The 15,821-nt window shown below is 46.6% G+C and carries 17 protein-coding genes; 8 read left to right on the plus strand and 9 right to left on the minus strand.

The features are described 5' to 3' along the window. Positions 1 to 45 precede the first annotated feature (45 nt). From M3193_RS07465 to M3193_RS07475, 3 genes are all read left to right on the plus strand, one after another. Positions 46 to 984, plus strand: a complete 939-nt coding sequence (locus M3193_RS07465; RefSeq protein ID WP_251625668.1) for a general stress protein — start codon at positions 46 to 48, stop codon at positions 982 to 984. Positions 985 to 1,181: 197 nt separating this feature from the next. Further along, complete coding sequence (locus M3193_RS07470; RefSeq protein WP_435372019.1) at positions 1,182 to 2,192, plus strand: thermonuclease family protein; 1,011 nt, start codon at positions 1,182 to 1,184, stop codon at positions 2,190 to 2,192. A gap of 83 nt (positions 2,193 to 2,275) precedes the next feature. Further along, positions 2,276 to 2,482, plus strand: a complete 207-nt coding sequence (locus M3193_RS07475; RefSeq protein ID WP_251625672.1) for a hypothetical protein — start codon at positions 2,276 to 2,278, stop codon at positions 2,480 to 2,482. A gap of 67 nt (positions 2,483 to 2,549) precedes the next feature. On the opposite strand, the gene M3193_RS07480 is transcribed toward M3193_RS07475, so the two are convergent. From M3193_RS07480 to M3193_RS07500, 5 genes are all read right to left on the minus strand, one after another. Then, positions 2,550 to 4,076: a tripartite tricarboxylate transporter permease gene (locus M3193_RS07480; RefSeq protein ID WP_251625674.1), complete on the minus strand. Its 1,527-nt coding sequence runs from the start codon at positions 4,074 to 4,076 to the stop codon at positions 2,550 to 2,552. 210 nt (positions 4,077 to 4,286) lie between these two features. Beyond that, complete coding sequence (locus M3193_RS07485; protein WP_251625677.1) at positions 4,287 to 4,733, minus strand: tripartite tricarboxylate transporter TctB family protein; 447 nt, start codon at positions 4,731 to 4,733, stop codon at positions 4,287 to 4,289. A 208-nt stretch (positions 4,734 to 4,941) separates the two neighbouring features. After that, positions 4,942 to 5,955 (minus strand): Bug family tripartite tricarboxylate transporter substrate binding protein, encoded by a 1,014-nt coding sequence (locus tag M3193_RS07490; RefSeq protein WP_251625680.1) that lies wholly within the window; start codon positions 5,953 to 5,955, stop codon positions 4,942 to 4,944. 139 nt (positions 5,956 to 6,094) lie between these two features. Continuing rightward, a complete protein-coding gene (locus M3193_RS07495; protein ID WP_251625683.1) occupies positions 6,095 to 6,787 on the minus strand; it encodes a response regulator in 693 nt (230 codons plus the stop codon). Further along, positions 6,771 to 8,381 (minus strand): ATP-binding protein, encoded by a 1,611-nt coding sequence (locus tag M3193_RS07500; protein ID WP_251625685.1) that lies wholly within the window; start codon positions 8,379 to 8,381, stop codon positions 6,771 to 6,773. Before M3193_RS07500 ends, M3193_RS07495 begins: the two co-directional genes overlap by 17 nt. Positions 8,382 to 8,547: 166 nt before the next feature. Between M3193_RS07500 and M3193_RS07505 the strand changes: the two genes are divergently transcribed. Beyond that, positions 8,548 to 8,778 carry a hypothetical protein gene (locus M3193_RS07505; RefSeq protein ID WP_251625687.1) on the plus strand — a complete coding sequence of 77 codons (231 nt, stop codon included), beginning with the start codon at positions 8,548 to 8,550 and terminating at the stop codon, positions 8,776 to 8,778. Between the two features lie 215 nt (positions 8,779 to 8,993). Here the strand turns inward: M3193_RS07505 and M3193_RS07510 are convergent, their stop codons facing one another. The 3 genes from M3193_RS07510 to M3193_RS07520 all read right to left on the minus strand — a co-directional run bounded on the left by M3193_RS07510 (position 8,994) and on the right by M3193_RS07520 (position 12,680). Further along, positions 8,994 to 10,403 carry a tetratricopeptide repeat-containing diguanylate cyclase gene (locus tag M3193_RS07510; protein ID WP_251625691.1) on the minus strand — a complete coding sequence of 470 codons (1,410 nt, stop codon included), beginning with the start codon at positions 10,401 to 10,403 and terminating at the stop codon, positions 8,994 to 8,996. A gap of 159 nt (positions 10,404 to 10,562) precedes the next feature. After that, entirely contained in the window at positions 10,563 to 10,775 is a 213-nt protein-coding gene (locus M3193_RS07515) for a hypothetical protein (RefSeq protein ID WP_251625694.1), read from the minus strand. Between the two features lie 234 nt (positions 10,776 to 11,009). After that, positions 11,010 to 12,680, minus strand: coding sequence for an acyl-CoA dehydrogenase family protein (locus M3193_RS07520; RefSeq protein ID WP_251625696.1), 1,671 nt, complete (start codon positions 12,678 to 12,680; stop codon positions 11,010 to 11,012). Positions 12,681 to 12,917: 237 nt separating this feature from the next. Between M3193_RS07520 and M3193_RS07525 the strand changes: the two genes are divergently transcribed. Both M3193_RS07525 and M3193_RS07530 read left to right on the plus strand, forming a co-directional pair. After that, positions 12,918 to 13,343, plus strand: a complete 426-nt coding sequence (locus M3193_RS07525) for a hypothetical protein (protein ID WP_251625697.1) — start codon at positions 12,918 to 12,920, stop codon at positions 13,341 to 13,343. 312 nt (positions 13,344 to 13,655) lie between these two features. Continuing rightward, the gene (locus M3193_RS07530; protein WP_251625698.1) at positions 13,656 to 13,841 is read left to right on the plus strand and encodes a hypothetical protein; all 186 of its coding nucleotides are present in this window, start codon (positions 13,656 to 13,658) and stop codon (positions 13,839 to 13,841) included. A gap of 131 nt (positions 13,842 to 13,972) precedes the next feature. Here M3193_RS07530 and M3193_RS07535 read toward each other — a convergent pair whose 3' ends face one another. Continuing rightward, entirely contained in the window at positions 13,973 to 14,137 is a 165-nt protein-coding gene (locus M3193_RS07535) for a hypothetical protein (protein WP_251625699.1), read from the minus strand. Positions 14,138 to 14,363: 226 nt separating this feature from the next. On the opposite strand from M3193_RS07535, the gene M3193_RS07540 reads away from it, so the two are divergent. Together M3193_RS07540 and M3193_RS07545 are read left to right on the plus strand one after the other, a co-directional pair. Further along, positions 14,364 to 15,659: a tetratricopeptide repeat protein gene (locus M3193_RS07540; RefSeq protein ID WP_251625700.1), complete on the plus strand. Its 1,296-nt coding sequence runs from the start codon at positions 14,364 to 14,366 to the stop codon at positions 15,657 to 15,659. Further along, a complete protein-coding gene (locus M3193_RS07545; protein ID WP_251625701.1) occupies positions 15,659 to 15,799 on the plus strand; it encodes a hypothetical protein in 141 nt (46 codons plus the stop codon). The genes M3193_RS07540 and M3193_RS07545 overlap by 1 nt, the downstream gene beginning before the upstream one ends. Positions 15,800 to 15,821: the final 22 nt, after the last annotated feature.

A 15,821-nucleotide genomic window follows, 5' to 3' on the forward strand; every position in this document is an offset into this window, starting at 1 on the left:
TGGATAGATTGTTCCTGTTAGCGAAAAATAAAAGGAGTGAGTGGTATGAACCAAAAAACCTTTGTCGGTTTATACGATACAGAAACAGCATTGCTTGTCGCCATCGAGGAGTTGGATGAAAAAGGAATCGACCCAGAAAACATGTATGTCATTGCGCGAAATGAAGAGGAAGTCGATATGCTTCGGCGCAGGACTGCAGAGGAGATCCAGTCGGCGCCTTCGAATTGGCTGGACCGTTTTATCGGTTATATTTCAGGGGAGGATCCTGTGCGCAGCATGCTTGTGGAAGTCGGTTTCGATGAGGCGGACTTGAGGCGGTATGAAGCGGAAATCAAGCAAGGCAAGTGGCTCCTCTATGTCGATGGAGAACTGAAGAAGACGGCATATGAGCTGAATGCGGAACGGCATAAGGTGGAAACGAACCCGTTTGCCCGGCCGATTTCGGAAGCTGAACGTTTGAACAGGCAGGGCGAGGAGTCGCCCGTCGGCATCGGGGAAGATGGATTGCCGAAAAATGATTACCGGGATAGCCTCGCAAAGGACGCCTATGAGGGCGGCAGTGGAGTGTCACGAGAAGACCTTCTGTTCGGCAGGGCAGGTGCGGAAGTTTTATTCGACACGTCTGAATATGAACCGAATCCGCCGAACCTTTCCTCTCCTTCCCAAAAACGCGGCACGCCGTCCGGAGAGCGCGGCCATTTGCATCGAGTATCGCGGAGGAACGTAGATTGGGGCGGGATAGATCAAGAAAGCCAGAACGTCATCCCCGACCCGCAAAACTTCGCTGAAAGTCAGATGGATCGACAGGATGCATTGGCGCAAGCGAAAGAGTTTGCGGATCTGTTGGAAGGCCGTAATCCGAATGGACTCAAATCCGAAAATGCCGCCAAACCGATAAAGCCGATTGTCATCGACTTGCGGAATGTCGAAGTGGATGAAGAAGCCGAATCTTGGCTACTGAAGAAAGAAAATCAGGATAAATGATGGATGACCATGCACCTTTCGGGTGTGTGGTCTTTTTATCATGAAATTTCACTTTCTTATTAACTTAATTCTCTCGTCCTTTATAAACTTTTCTGCTATAATACTAGAGTATTTTAGTAAAGGATTACGCCGAACTGAATTACAAAAATATAATAGATGACTTACTTGGAGACGACGTGTTTCCAAAGCGTGGAGGAATGGATTTGAAAGTTTCATTAAGAGTTTTGGTTGGATTGTTGTTCGTGGGATTACTCTCGCTTGCAGGATGTACCGATAGTTCCGGCGACTTCGAGCTGAATGAAAAAGCGACGACGGAGCAGGTCAAAACTGACCAACAGGACACCCATGAAGAGAAAGCACCAGAAGAAGACACTTCAACTGTTGAAGAGGAAGAAATTGAAAAAGAAAAAGCCGTTAAGGATGAAAATAAATCGGATGCTGCGAAAACCAATCCGGCTATCGTCGCTCCTTCGAGTGAAAAGAATCCTGCTGCAACTGCGAAACCGGCACCGGTGAAAAAGACTGAGACGTCCGGTACAACAGCGCAAGTTCCCGTTAAATTAGTTAAGACAATTGACGGCGATACGATTAAAGTATTGTATAACGGCAAAGAGATCAATGTCCGCTATTTATTGGTCGATACGCCAGAAACGAATCATCCCCGCCTTGGGAAGCAGCCGTTCGGCGACAAGGCGAAGGAGCGCAACCGACAATTGGTCAATAGCGGTGCCCTCACGCTCGAATTTGATATCGGGGAGCGCTACGACAAGTACGACCGATTACTTGCCTATGTCTATGTCGACGGGAAAAGCGTCCAAGAGACGTTGCTTGCGGAAGGACTTGCCCGCGTTGCATACGTTTATCCGCCAAACACGCGTCATTTGACACCGTTTGAGGAAGCGCAAGCGTCAGCAAAGAAAAAAGCACTAGGCATCTGGTCGATCGAAAATTACACGACTGATTCCGGATTCAACAGCGATGCGGCACCTGCGAAAAGTTCCGGCAGTACAGCTGTAAAGCCGAAAGCACCTAGTGTTCCTGCAACTAAACCGGCACCAGCGCCAAGTACGACTGTTTCCGGAGGTCAGGAATGGTTCCAAAACTGCACGGAGCTCCGTAAGAAATATCCGAACGGCGTTCCTCAAGGCCATGCCGCCTACCAGGCGAAAATGGACCGTGACAAAGACGGCTTTGCATGTGAAAGATGATTGTTTGAACCGGAAGAGGGCTCCCCTCTTCCGGGTTTTTTTTGGACGCGCGGCGGCTTGCTTTGGGCGCGGGAGGCGGCGCTTTGGGCGCGGGAGGCCTCGCTTTGGGCGCGGGAGGCGGCGTTTTGGGCGCGGAATGCTGGGCTTTGGGCGCGGGAGGCGGCGTTTTGGGCGCGGAATGCTTTGCTTTGGGCGCGGGAGGCGGCGCTTTGGGCGCGGAATGCGGCACTTTGGGCGCGGAATGCTGCGCTTTGGACGCGCAGCTACACGCTTCGGACGCGATTAAATAAAAAGCGCTTTTAAATCCTAAATAAAAAAAGCGGATTGCCATTTCCATTAGGCAATCCGCTTTGCTATTCACCCTTCTTCTTCCACAATTACCGCTTTGCCTTTCATTTTCAACAATAGCGGAATGATCAGCCATGCTGCGGCTGCAATGAGGAATACGAGAGACAGGGGCTGTGTGAAGAAAATGCTGAATTCGCCGTTTGAAATCGTAAGGGCGCGGCGCATATTGTTTTCGATCATCGGCCCGAGCACGAGTGCGAGGACGAGAGGAGCGACCGGGTAATCGTTTTTCGATAATAAATACCCGACCACGCCGCATCCGAGCAATAAGTACAAATCGAATGTCGTATATTGCACGGCATACACACCGAAAAATGAAATTGCCACGATAATTGGCAACAAATATTTCTTTGGCGTTTGAATGACCTTTGCGAATACACGGACGAGCGGCATATTCAGCACCAACAACATCAAGTTGCCGATGAACATACTTGCGATAAGCCCCCACGCCACTTCGGGATGCTCGTCGAAAAGAAGCGGGCCTGGCTGGATATTGTACATGATTAACGCACCCATCAGGATAGCAGTCGTTCCGGAACCCGGGATCCCGAGCGTCAGCAAAGGAATCATGGCGCCTCCGGAAGCTGCGTTGTTCGCAGATTCAGGACCGGCGACCCCTGCAATATTTCCATGTCCGAATGTTTCAGGACGTTTGCTGAATTTCTTCTCTGTCATATATGAGAAGAAGGAAGCGAGCGTCGCGCCTGCGCCCGGAAGCACTCCGATGAAGAATCCGAGCAATGAACCGCGGACGATCGGCACTGTGCTGTCTTTCATATCCTGCTTCGTCGGGAGGATCCGGTTGATTTTTGCAATCGCCCCATCTTCCTCGTCCCTTTCCAGAACAGTTTTGAACACTTCACCGAGCGCGAAAAGCCCGACTGCAATCGTCAAAAATTCGAGGCCTGAGAAGAGGATCGGTTGGTTGTATGTAAAACGGGCAATCCCCGAGACCGCATCGATGCCGATTGTTCCGAGCAGCAGTCCGAAGACCGTCATTATCAACGCTTTCGTCATCGACTTCCCGGCGAGTCCGCTTACTGCTGCCAAACCTAACAGCATCAATGAGAAATATTGCGCCGGCCCGAAGTTGATAGCGACATTGGACAATGGTTCAGCCAGCAAAACGAGGCCAATCAAGGAGATGATGCCCGCACAGAACGATCCGATGGCGGAAATCGCCAATGCAGCCCCTGCCCGGCCTTGTCTTGCCATTTGATAACCGTCAAGCGTCGTGACGACGGAAGATGATTCTCCTGGGGTGTTCAATAATATGGATGTTGTTGATCCTCCATACATCGCCCCGTAGTAGACGCCGGCCAGCAAAATGATGGAACTTGCGGCAGCTGCACTTGTCGGCATGCCGGACGTGATCGTTGCCGTGACCGGAATAAGGAGTGCCACCCCGCTCATCGGGCCGATGCCCGGAAGCACGCCGACAGCTGTTCCGATGACGACGCCGATGAACGCAAATAATAGATTATGCCATTGGAAGGCGATCGCAAAACCATCACCCAGAAATTGTAATGTGCTCATGCTGTGACTCCTTTCTTCTCTCAATCAATTTCGCCTTGGCGTAATTGAGTCCGGATTTTTATCGAGCTTGAGGCCAACAGGATGTTGGTCATGCAACCGTTGCCGCAGGACGCGGCGAACCTAGGTTGCCTACCTTTTCTCCCTTTAAAATCCGTGACATCCGCCGGAGGCAGCTATAACTTCATCCAGCAGGGTCTTTGCTGGATGAAGTTATAGTGGAAAGCCGGGCAAAGATCCGCCAAGGAATTCCGCAAAGAAATAATAGATGCCTAACGAGAAAACCGCTGCGATAATGACTGTCGGAATAATTCTTCCTCGCTCCATTGTCTGAAATGTGACGAGCAAAAAGAGGAATGTCGAGATGACGTACCCGATCTTCTCCAGCAAGAATGCATACAGCGCTGCACTCACGAGAATGATGAAGAACTTTTTATATTGCAGCTTTTCCTTGGATGCCGATTCTGATTTGTATGTAAACGTTTCGTACAGCAGCCGCAAACTCAAAAGAATCAATATGACGCCAAGCCATAATGGAAAGATTTTAGGTCCTACCGTTGAACCGTATGCGCTGCTTGCAATCTTCGTACTTTCGATGACAAATAAAAGACCGATCAGTAAAAAAGCGATGCTTGCATATCGATCGAATGTTTTACTCATAGTCTTTAACACCTCCCTATAAAAAAAGCGAATGGTGCCTGCATAGAGGCGAAAGGCAAAGCCGTAACGAAGAACGGCTTTTGCGAGTAAAAGCGAAGCGTTAGGAGCAATAATTTTTGCCACAGAACAGCTTTGTCTTATGACCCCGAGCTTTTGGCGCCAGTAGCTGGATTGAAAAGGCGGCCGCTTAAGCCGCCATAAAAATGTGTTATTTTTGCATGCCAAGTGCTGTCAGAAGCTCAACGATGACTTTGTCTTGATCTTCCAAGTACTTCGTGAAATCTTCAGATCCGCGGTATTCGCTTTGCCAGCCGTTTCTTTCGAGTTCAGCTTTCCACTCGTCCGTCTCGGTCATTGCTTTGAGCTTTTCTGTCCAATAGTCAACTGCAGCATCGGACATTTCCTTTGGTCCGAACAGACCGCGCCAAATTGTGAACTCTGCATCAATGCCTTCTTCTTTGAACGTCGGAACTTCAGACAATTCGCCGCCAAGACGTTCTGACGAGCTGACAGCAAGGACACGGACATCTCCTGATTTCACGTATTGTCCGATTGTCGATGCATCCGTTGCGATGACGTCAGCATTACCACCGAGCAACGCTGCAACTGCTTCTCCTCCGCCGTCATACGACACGTATTTCACTGTCTTCGGATCAATTCCATATTCGAAAGCTGGCAGGACGCCAACTAGATGGTCCATCGAGCCTGGTGCAGATCCGCCGGCAAGCGTGACTGATTTTGCATCTTTCTTAATTGCTTCCAATACGTCCTTCAGCGTCTTGAAGTCTGAATCGGCTTTAACGACAATCGCGCCGTAATCGCGTGTCAGCTGCGCCAATGGAGTAGTATCCTTGTAACCGTAAGGGCTGTTCCCTTCAGCCTTATTGTTATTGATTAAAAGAGGTGGAGATTTTACGAGCAACGCGTAATCATTTTTGACTTCCTTCGTTGCAAACTCCGCCATGTAAACGGCACCGCCGCCACCTGGTTTATTCTCAACCGTAATCGGTTTTTCAATGAGCTTCGTGTCATTCATCGTTTTAGCAATTGCACGGGCGGTCAAATCCCATCCGCCGCCTGCTCCGGATGGTGCAACAATCGTCAAGTTCTTCTCCGGATATTTCGAAGAGCTCCCCTCTGCTCCGTCATCCTTTGCACACGCTGCGAGGCTGAGTGCCATAACACTTGCCATAGCGACAATCTTAAACTTCTTCCATTTCATCCTGCATCCCCCTTTTGAATAAAAAAAATGATGGTAGCGCTTTCAACCGCTATCATCAATTTATCAGAAGGTTGGTTATTTTCAATGTTTCCGGTCATAAGTTCAATAATGGGTGTAAACGTCATTTTGTTCATATTGTTCATCGGTATTGGATGAAGTATCTTCGTTCAGGGCGGCCGACCGAACCGTAGATCAGCTCGGTGTACGCTCGTTTTTCCGAAACGAGATGCTCCAAATAGCGCCTTGCGGTCGAGCGGCTGACGCCGATGTCCACGCCAAGCGTTTCAGCGGTGATTCCTCCTTCGACCTGTTTCATATGGCTGATGACTTTCTCTTTCGTTATCGGGTCGATTCCTTTCGGAGGAAGATTTTCTGTGATTTCTACAGTGGTATTTGTTTTATTCCACAAGAAGTCGATTGAATCCTCTTTCATGGTCCCCTCGCCAGCAAGCTTCTCCCTTTTCGCCCTGTAGGAAAGGAGGCTTTCCCTGAACCGATCGAATGTGAGAGGCTTCAGGATATAATCAGCTACGCCGCGGCGGTACGCCTTTTTGACGATGTCGACTTCCGCGGCAGCGGTTATGAAAATGATGTCAGTGTCAGGACTGTTCTCATGGATAAAACCCATGATCTCCGTACCGAGAGCATCGGGTAAATAGACATCGAGCAGCACAAGATCCGGCGTCAGCGCCTGCACCCAATCCTTCGCCTCTTCGCCGGTATGCGCGGAGCCGACGACCGTGAAGCCTTCCAATTTCTCAATGAACCGCTTATGGATGTCTGCAATCCGCTTATCGTCTTCAATGATTAAAATTTCAATTGGAGCCTGCATGTTGGTACCCCCTTTTCGGGATGGAGATGATGAACAGTGCACCACCTAAATCCCCTTTTTCCACTGTAATGGAGCCGCCCAAGTCTTCGACGTTCTCCGCCACTTTCAAGAGCCCGTACCCTCTGTCTTCCCTATCTTTTGTCGAAACTTTTTCAAGGAATAAAGCATCCAGGACTTCATTCGCAATTCCCTTGCCCGAGTCTTCCACTTCGAAAAGAATTTCTTCTCCGTTATCGAAAACGAATAGGCGGACAAGCCGTTTCGCTTCAGGATTCATATCAACCGCTTCAAATGCATTTGTCATTAAATTGCCGATGATGGAGACGAAATGGGTCTTCTCCAATTGGGCCGGCAACTCCTTCAAAAAGCTGTCTTCATCGAGAAGGAAACGGATATTCAGCTCCCTTGCCCGATTGAAAAAGCCGATGACGATTCCGCCGAGGAAAGGATCCTGTAAGCGCTTCGTCACAAACTGGATGAGTGATTGGTGTTCGGCCGTTTCATTATGGATCAAGCTGAGCGCTTCGTCGTATGAATGAAGCTGGATAAGCCCTGAAATCGTGTAGAGGAAATTATTGTATTCATGGGTCTGCGCCCGAAGCGCTTCGGTATACCGCTTCACTTGCGATAATTCCATTGCAAGCTGGTCGATTTCCGATTGAAGGCGGAATGTGGAAACAGCCCCGATGATTTGGTCATCCGCCCGGATCGGGATTCGGTTGACGATGACTTTACGACCGTGGATTTCCATCGGCCGGTCGAGGTGCCGCTCCCCTGTTTCCAACACTTTCAGCAGCAAGGTGTTCGGCAGCACTTCCTGAATTGTCCTGCCGATCAGTTCCGTTTGGCCGGGAATGGAAAGTGTGTCATAAGCCGCTGCATTCACCGTTGTAATGACCCCTTTCGCGTCGACCATGATGATGCCTTCGCGAACAGACTCGATAAGCGCGTTCCGTTCGGTGAATAGATTGGCGATTTCCGCAGGCTCCAGATTGAACAGCTCCTTCTTAATGTTCCGTGAGAGGAAGCCTGAGCCGATAATGCCGAGAGCGATGGCGATCAATACGATGTATGAAATATTATCGATGTACTGAAAGAATATGGAGGATATGTCATCGTTCAGATAACCGACCGAAATGACCCCGATAATATCGCCTTCATCATTGAAGACAGGCGTTTTCCCGCGCAGTGCGGGGCCGAGTGTGCCGGTCGCCTTTGAGACATACGATTCTCCTAAATGAAGTGCGCGTTCATTGTCATCCCCGACCATCTTTTGTCCGATCCGTTCGGTGACAGGATGGGCATACCGGATGCCTTCCCTGTTCCCGATGACGACATATTCGGCGCCGGTTTGATGGCGGACGGCTTCGGCGATCGGCTGCAGCAGCCTGGATGGGTCTTCCTGTTCAAAAGCCGCGCGGACATCCGGCCTGGCAGCCGTCGTTTTCGCAATGCTCAGCGCCCGGATGCCAATCTGCTTTTCAATCCCTTGCGACATTGTGAAGTAGAATGAAACGCCGATTATGATCGCTACAAGCGAAACGAACAAGGCGCCATATGAAAATATACGTGATTGCAAGGATCTCGATTTCATGCCGATCATCTCTCTATCTGGAAGTATAGGTGGTAGTTGGATGCGGATTTCAACGGGAAATCCATTTCTCTCTATGTTACACTATTGGCAATTGTGAGGGAATAGGTTGAATGAATTTGAGTGGATGCGGGTACGATATCATTGACGGAAGGGAGCGTGGCGCGATTTGAAGGAATTCAAAATCACTTATTTCTTCGACGAAGAACATTACATACGGAGGTTCATTCACACCGACTCGATGGAGAGCGCCGAACAGCTCGTCGAATTGGAACGCGACCAATACATCTCGTTCCGCGACAGCCGTGGAATCTACCATGAGCTTCATACCGGCAAAGTGAGGGTCGTTCAAGTTTCGGAGTATTTCCGGGAGGATAAGGAGAAAAGGCAGTCCCGTTGAATAGTGCGGGACTGCCTTTTTTTGAGTGAAGAAGCTTACTTGCAAACAATGGATCTTATTATGACTGCAAATATCGGGAATATATGACAAAGGATAAGAAATGTGCCGAATTATTTCCCGGGAAGTATTTGTCGCCCTATAACGCGGAGCAAAAGAATTTCCATCTGCACCATGGCGCGATTCAACAAAAAAAGACCTTACGCAGCCTTTTCTTCTTAACTCGTGATGCAAATCCTGTTTTTACCGCCTTCTTTTGCCTGGTACAGCGCAACGTCTGCTTGGTGGAACAGTTCGGTGAAGGTTTGAATGGTGCCGTTTGCGTTGTCGGCGATGCCGACGCTTGCGGTTAAGGAAATGTAGATGCCGTCTTTTTCGATTTTGATTGAACGGACGGCTTCGAGCAGGTTTTCCGCTTTCTGTTGGGCTGCTTCAAGGGTAAGGTTCCTAAGGATGATGGCGAATTCGTCGCCGCCGAATCGGCCCATCAAGTCATCGCTTCTGATTTGCCTGGCGCATTGTTGGCCGATTTCCTTGATGATTTTGTCGCCGAATATGTGGCCGTAGGTGTCATTCAAGCTTTTCAGATTGTCGAGATCAAAAGCGATACAGACGATGCTTTCGCCAGTGTGAGCCGCTTCGGCAAGCCATTTGTTCGTCGTTGTTTCCGTGTAGCTCCGGTTGTACAGTCCGGTGAGGAAATCGGTGTTGGCCCGTCGTTCGATCGTCGAATACCGATGCTTCACGCCAATTTTGACTGCCGCCATGGCAACTTCATACTGGCGGAGATCGCTTAGCAAATTGATATATTCTTGCTGGGCTTTGTAACCCCGTTGCACGTCGTCCATTAGATCACAAAGCTTGCATCTTTTTTCCAAAATGCCTTTCAGCAAATTTCTGTCGTTATAGCTTTCCGCAAGCTCTTTTGCTGTGTCGTAGGCTTGCAATGCTTCCCGATACTTCTTTTTCTTCAGTAAAAAACGTCCGTACAAATCATGCACTTGCGTTTTTTCCCGAATGAAGGATTCTAGAAGGGGGTCATTGATCATTTCGGTTACGAGCTGTTCTGCGTCTTTAAGTTCTTCCAAACCAATTAACGCATTTGCAATGTTCAGCTTCACCCGGAATTCCAATATCGGGGTCCTCGGTTCATGTAGCTTGGCCATTTCGAGCCCTGTTTTCGCCATGGAAAGGGCGCTTTCAAAATTGTTTTCATCTGCTAGAAGGTCACTATAATTGCTGTACGCGTTGCTGACAATATTGAAATGCCCAAGATTCTTGCCCAATTCAATCGCTTTTTCCAGCGTTCCCTTTGCTTTCTCGTAGTCTTTCGTATATTCGTGGAGCAGAAAAAGGACGTTGTATCCATTCAAACGATCCGCATCATCGCCATTGTCTGTACTATAGTCAAGATGCGCATCGATGCTGTGGAATGCCTCTTCAATCGCACCGATGGAGTAAAAAGATGCGGCATTGTTTATATGGGCAGTCAAGATGGATTTTGGATCGTTCGCTGCTAAACCTGCCTCTAACAATTGAAAGCAAGCTTCAATCGTCTCTTCATATTTACCTTCCACCCTCAACTTTAGGACATTTTGCTGCAATGAAATCAGATTTTCCTTCTCCATGCCCACAACTCCTATCTACGTTTCTTAGTTCTATATAACCGCTCGACTCAAATGCTACTCACTACTATAGTAACACTAATTGAATTATTGCGGAACTTATTTTCGAATAAATATGTATGGAGCTGTATCAATCAGCCCCTATATATATAACATGTCCCCCTACTTTTTATCCACTGCATTTGCAATAGATCCCCTTGACGTCTCAGCTGCGTCCAGTAAGTTGGATTCGGCTTTAAATAGATTCTTTTCGTACTCTTTTTCGAATGAAGCTAAAAGATCCACCGCCGGACCAATTCCCATGAATATGGCCGCACTGCTTGCTGCGACAGTGATTGCCAGTAGTATTGCAGCTATCTTTTTAATCGCTCTCACTCCCCCAAGTGATGTTCTTGTCTATAACTATACGGCTTCCCAGGGGATTAGAAAATTCAATTTTATTGATAAAATACGCCATCCACTCCTCAAAATCGCCAGTAACTAAAAAGAACCCATTTGCATCGACAGATTATATTGTCAAATGCTGAGGGAACTTGGGGAAACATTCATTTTTCGCAACATGCATATATTGAAAAAGGAAGCCGGTTTGCTGAGCCGACTCCCTTCATTTCAAATGATTTCAGTAAAATAGGCGACTGTCTTCATATCGTCCCCGACTTTTCGCAATGACCATGTATCTTCGATATAAATCTCTGCTAGTTTTTCAAATTTGCCTCCATGTTTCTTTGCCCATTCAAGCGCTATGACGCTTTCGTAGAGATGGGCCATACGCTTCATGAAACCTTTCGCTTCAAAGGTTTGGAGGTCATTGTCGTAGCCTGCAAATGCTTTAAGATCAGTGGATAGCTTAGTTAGTTCCTCCACTAACGCCTGTTTCATCTCGCTGTCATTGACAATGACGAGGCGGTTGCGCATTTCGTCGATGAACAGGTTATGTGCTCCGAATTTATTGACGAGGCGGATAAGTTCAAGTGCTAAAATATTGGCGGTGCCTTCCCAGACGGTGAGCACTTGGGCGTCCCGCAAAAGGCGCGGCGTGACGAAATCCTCGATATAGCCGTTGCCGCCATGCATCTCAATCGCTTCGTGGGAAAAGTGGATTGCCTGCTCGGCCGTCTCTTTTTTGATGAGTGCGATTAAAAGCCGGTTCAGAATCTTTTCCCGGTCGGACGCTGCGCCTTCCGTGACACGTTCGTATAGTTGAATGAAATCAAAGACGGTTGCCACTTCAACATGAAGCCTCGACGCCATTTTTCCGAGTGTGTCCTGCACCATCGGATAGTCGGTGAGCCGCTTGCCGAATGCAATCCGGCGGGTTGCGTACGCTTTTGATTCCAGCAAAGCGCGCCGCATGATGCCAATGGAGGCAACCGCGTTGCAAATACGCGACAGGTTGAGGGCTTCCATCATATAGTAGAGCCCTTTCGTCGGATCCCCGATCGTATAGGCAAGTGCGCCGCCGAACTCGACTTCTCCGGAAGGGACTGCCCGGACTCCTAATTTATCTTTCAAACGGCGGATGCGGAGCCCGTTCGGTTTGCCGTCTTCGCCTCTCCATGGAACCGCGAACAACGTCAATCCGCGTGATCCTTCCTGCGCGCCTTCCATTCTCGCAAGCACCATCGCAACTCCCGCCATGCCGGCATTCGAAGCGAAGTATTTCTCACCGTAAAGGCGGTGGTGATCCCCGTCTTTTACAGCTTTCACGACATTCGCCCCGACATCCGATCCGCCTTGTCGCTCGGTCAGAAACGTTGCACCTTCGTATAATGGTACTTCCCCTGTCGAGCACACATTGCCGAGGAACAGGTTTTTCACTTGGTCATCCGCGTAATGGTCGAGCAAATAGGCGGTCGCCATCGACAATGTGACGGGGCAATAAAACCCGGGCTCTGCATGTGACAGCAAATAGCCTTGCGCGAAGCTGTACGTGTAGTTCCCCTTATGGCCAAGCTCCGGGATTTCCTTATGGACATACCCGACAATCCCGGTGTCATACGTTTCCTGGACGGTTTTCTTGTAGCCTTCATTCACCCAAACTTCGGAAGCTTCCTCTCCGAATTTGTCGTATCTTATAAGGCGCGGCTCCCCTTCACTGTCGGTATGCTTTGCGCGCTCGTCGATTTCATTTGCGCAAAGCTCGCCGAATAGGGAAAGCTCGCGTTTCGCGTATTCGAGGAATGGCCCATGCAAATGCTCTTCGAGAATTAAACGGAGCGTGTCATCGCCTTCATAGAAGTTTTCAGTTTTGATGGATTCCGCTTCCTGCACGACTTTCATTGGACAGTCACCCTTTCATCCTTTGCTATGAATATACCATTGACGGTAACGTAGAGGTCAAGTGATTGTTTAGAATTATAAATCAAGTCCAACTACTTTTCTTCTACTGAATGAAACCAAGAAATATGTACGCTTTAATGTATTTTACAAGAATTTCAAGTTTTTGTTACATTTTGACTATTATTACACAAACCTCCGTGTTATACTAAATACACTATGAAAAAAGGAGGATGTCTAATGTCCTTGGAACGTTTTTCACATGACCGCCAGACTGTTCACGCCTTATGTTGGGCGAAAACGAACCCCGGCATGTCGGAGATCATTACGCCACATGGTCCTTATCTTTCTGATCTATCTCCTTTGGATTTGCTCAAGCAACTTCCCGAGGAAAATCAAGTACTTTTTCAAACAGAACCGTCAGATCATATCGATTGTGTATGGATCTTTAGTCGTTCTTTTGAAACCAACGAGGTGGAAGAGTATCTCACAGATGTTGTTTTCGCTGATGGAACAAGTCTTTTAATTCCTGTCCGTAAAACGTTCATTGACGAGACAAGTAAGCATTTACATACCTTCACGTATTCTGAAGGGCAGCTGAACTACATATTTCCTTGCATCAAAGAGTTCAACCGACAATATTACTCGATTGAATATACAAGATAGAAAACAGGCAGCCCACTATTGTAGCGGACTGCCTGTTCTCTTTTTATTGCTTCGGGTCATCAATCGAAGCGATGTTCATTCGCATAAATTGCTGATTGTGCGCATAAAACGTTGGATTCGCGCATAAATGTCGCAATCGAAGCATAAATGTCATTATCAACGCATAAACCATTACAGATAAGCATAAATCCCTGTAAAAGCTCATAAAACGTTGCAAAGACGCATAAACGTAACAAACGCGTCCCCACTGCATTCATAAAACGGTTATAATACTTTACATACACTGATCGCATCGCAAAAGGAGGCATCCGGATGCAAAAAACAATACCGCTATTAATGCTCTTGCTCGTCATCGGCAGCGTGTCGCTCGTTTTTTCATTGACCCTATCGCTACCGAACACTGTTGAATGGATTTTGCTCATTTTAGGTGTCCTGCTCAATATTACAAGCGCAGTTGGCCTCATGATTATTGGCGTAAAGAGGACAAGAGGATCATAACAAGCTGTTTCGAAGTCGGACTCCACTTCGAAGCGGCTTTTTATATTGTGGGGAAAAATTATGTCTAGTACGCAAAAAGGCGACCATATACATTCCATCGAATGTCAGTCACCTTTCTCTCCAATATTCATTCACTTTGATGTAAGCGTATTGTTTAATTCATCGTAATCAACCGATTTCAATAAACCATTGGACTGCATCTTCTTCACAAATTGTAAGAGCTCCATCTTCATCTTCATGATCTCGATGTCCAGGAATTCCTTGTCGCACGTTACCTCTTTGCTTGCTATCGTCATCCCCTTCACACTCCTTTTGTACTGTTTTATTTAGATGAACATCCATGGCGTGGGACTATTACCTATAATATAGCATGAGATGTCTTTCTAAAGAAGTATAACCGGTTGGGACATTTTTTTCAAAAACATCTTTTTTTTTCGCTTTTCCAAGAAAAGTTTCTTACTTTGCAGGAATATGCTTTATACTGTAAATTAGGATAAGATAGATAAAGAGAGGGATCGGCAAATGAAAATAGGTCATTTGATACGTGCGGAACGTGTACGGCAAGATATGAAGCAGATTGTCCTAGCCAAAGGGATTTGTACGCCATCTTATTTATCAAAAATCGAACGGAACCAGATTGAACCGAGCGAAGACATTACAGAAATGCTGATGGAGCGGCTTGGGATGGATCCTGGGAAGCTGCAGGAGAATGATGAGGAAACGGAACTAGAGTTTGAGAAGATGTTGATGGAGAGTTATCGACTAGTCATAACGTCCAGGGATATGGAGCTTGCTAAAGAAAAAATAGATTTCCTGGAGAAGAATAGTCCTTGGTTTGAAAATGACTCGCTACATTATACCTACTTGCTAATCCTCTTGAGGTTCAGATTGATCGTTGGTAAGGACTTTAATGAAATGGAAAAAGAGATTGAAGCGTTGAGCCACTCAGTTGGCGAGTTCGATGCTTACCAGATGTATTTATTTAAAATGAACAATGCATTGTACTATTATAATTCGGGGATTCAAAAAAAAGCGACTTCATTTTTCCAGGAGATAATGGATAATCTTGAAAAAATACCGCTTAGTGATTGGGAAAAAGCTGAATTTCATTATACAATATCTATAATCTATATAGCAGAAGGACAAATCTTCATCGCTATTGAATATATTAGAAAAGCCTTGGATTTCTTCATGGGAAATCTAATGATGAAACGTGTTCTGGAATGTTATATCATCATCGGAATTACGCGAAAAAGGACTGAACAATTCCCAGAAGCACTCGAAGCTTATTCAAAGGCTATGCAAATTTGCGAGGAATTTAATTTACACAGCGAAAAAGGTATAATTTACCATAATATAGGATCGCTTAATAGTACTTTACGTAATAGTGAACAAGCTATCGAATACTTCTTAAAGAGCATTGAGAGTAAATCGGAAAATGATGAAATGATGATTACAATCTTTTGTTTAATCGTAGAATACTCTAAGCTAAATATGAAGAAAAATGTTATTCATTGGGCTGAAGGTGGTATAAATTTATATCACAAATTAAATGACGAAAGTCTGATTTCTTATTTCCATCATTTCAATTTCTACAAATCACTTCATAGTGAAGGAGGCTTGTCTGTAGAAATCGCAGAACTCGCTATACAACATTTTAAAGAAATTCAGGATTTCAGACATATTAATAAATATTGCATTGCGCTAGCAGAATGGTACTATAATAATAGGAAATATAAGCTATCGTCTAGTTATTATCGCGAAGCGAATAGATATGGCTATATTTATAACAAAGTAGAGAAATGGGAGGATTTGTAATGAAGAAAATTGTAATGGCTTTTTTACTTATTGTTGTCTTAGGTTTAGCAGCTCAAGCTAATACTGCTTCGGCAAATAACTCTGGTGCTGATCAATTGCCTAGAGTCTTCAAAACATTCTCGTACACAATTCAAGACTGATTAAAAAAAGGAATGCATCGTT

It is taken from the genome of Sporosarcina luteola, assembly GCF_023715585.1.
Taxonomy (GTDB): Bacteria; Bacillota; Bacilli; order Bacillales_A; family Planococcaceae; genus Sporosarcina; species Sporosarcina luteola_D.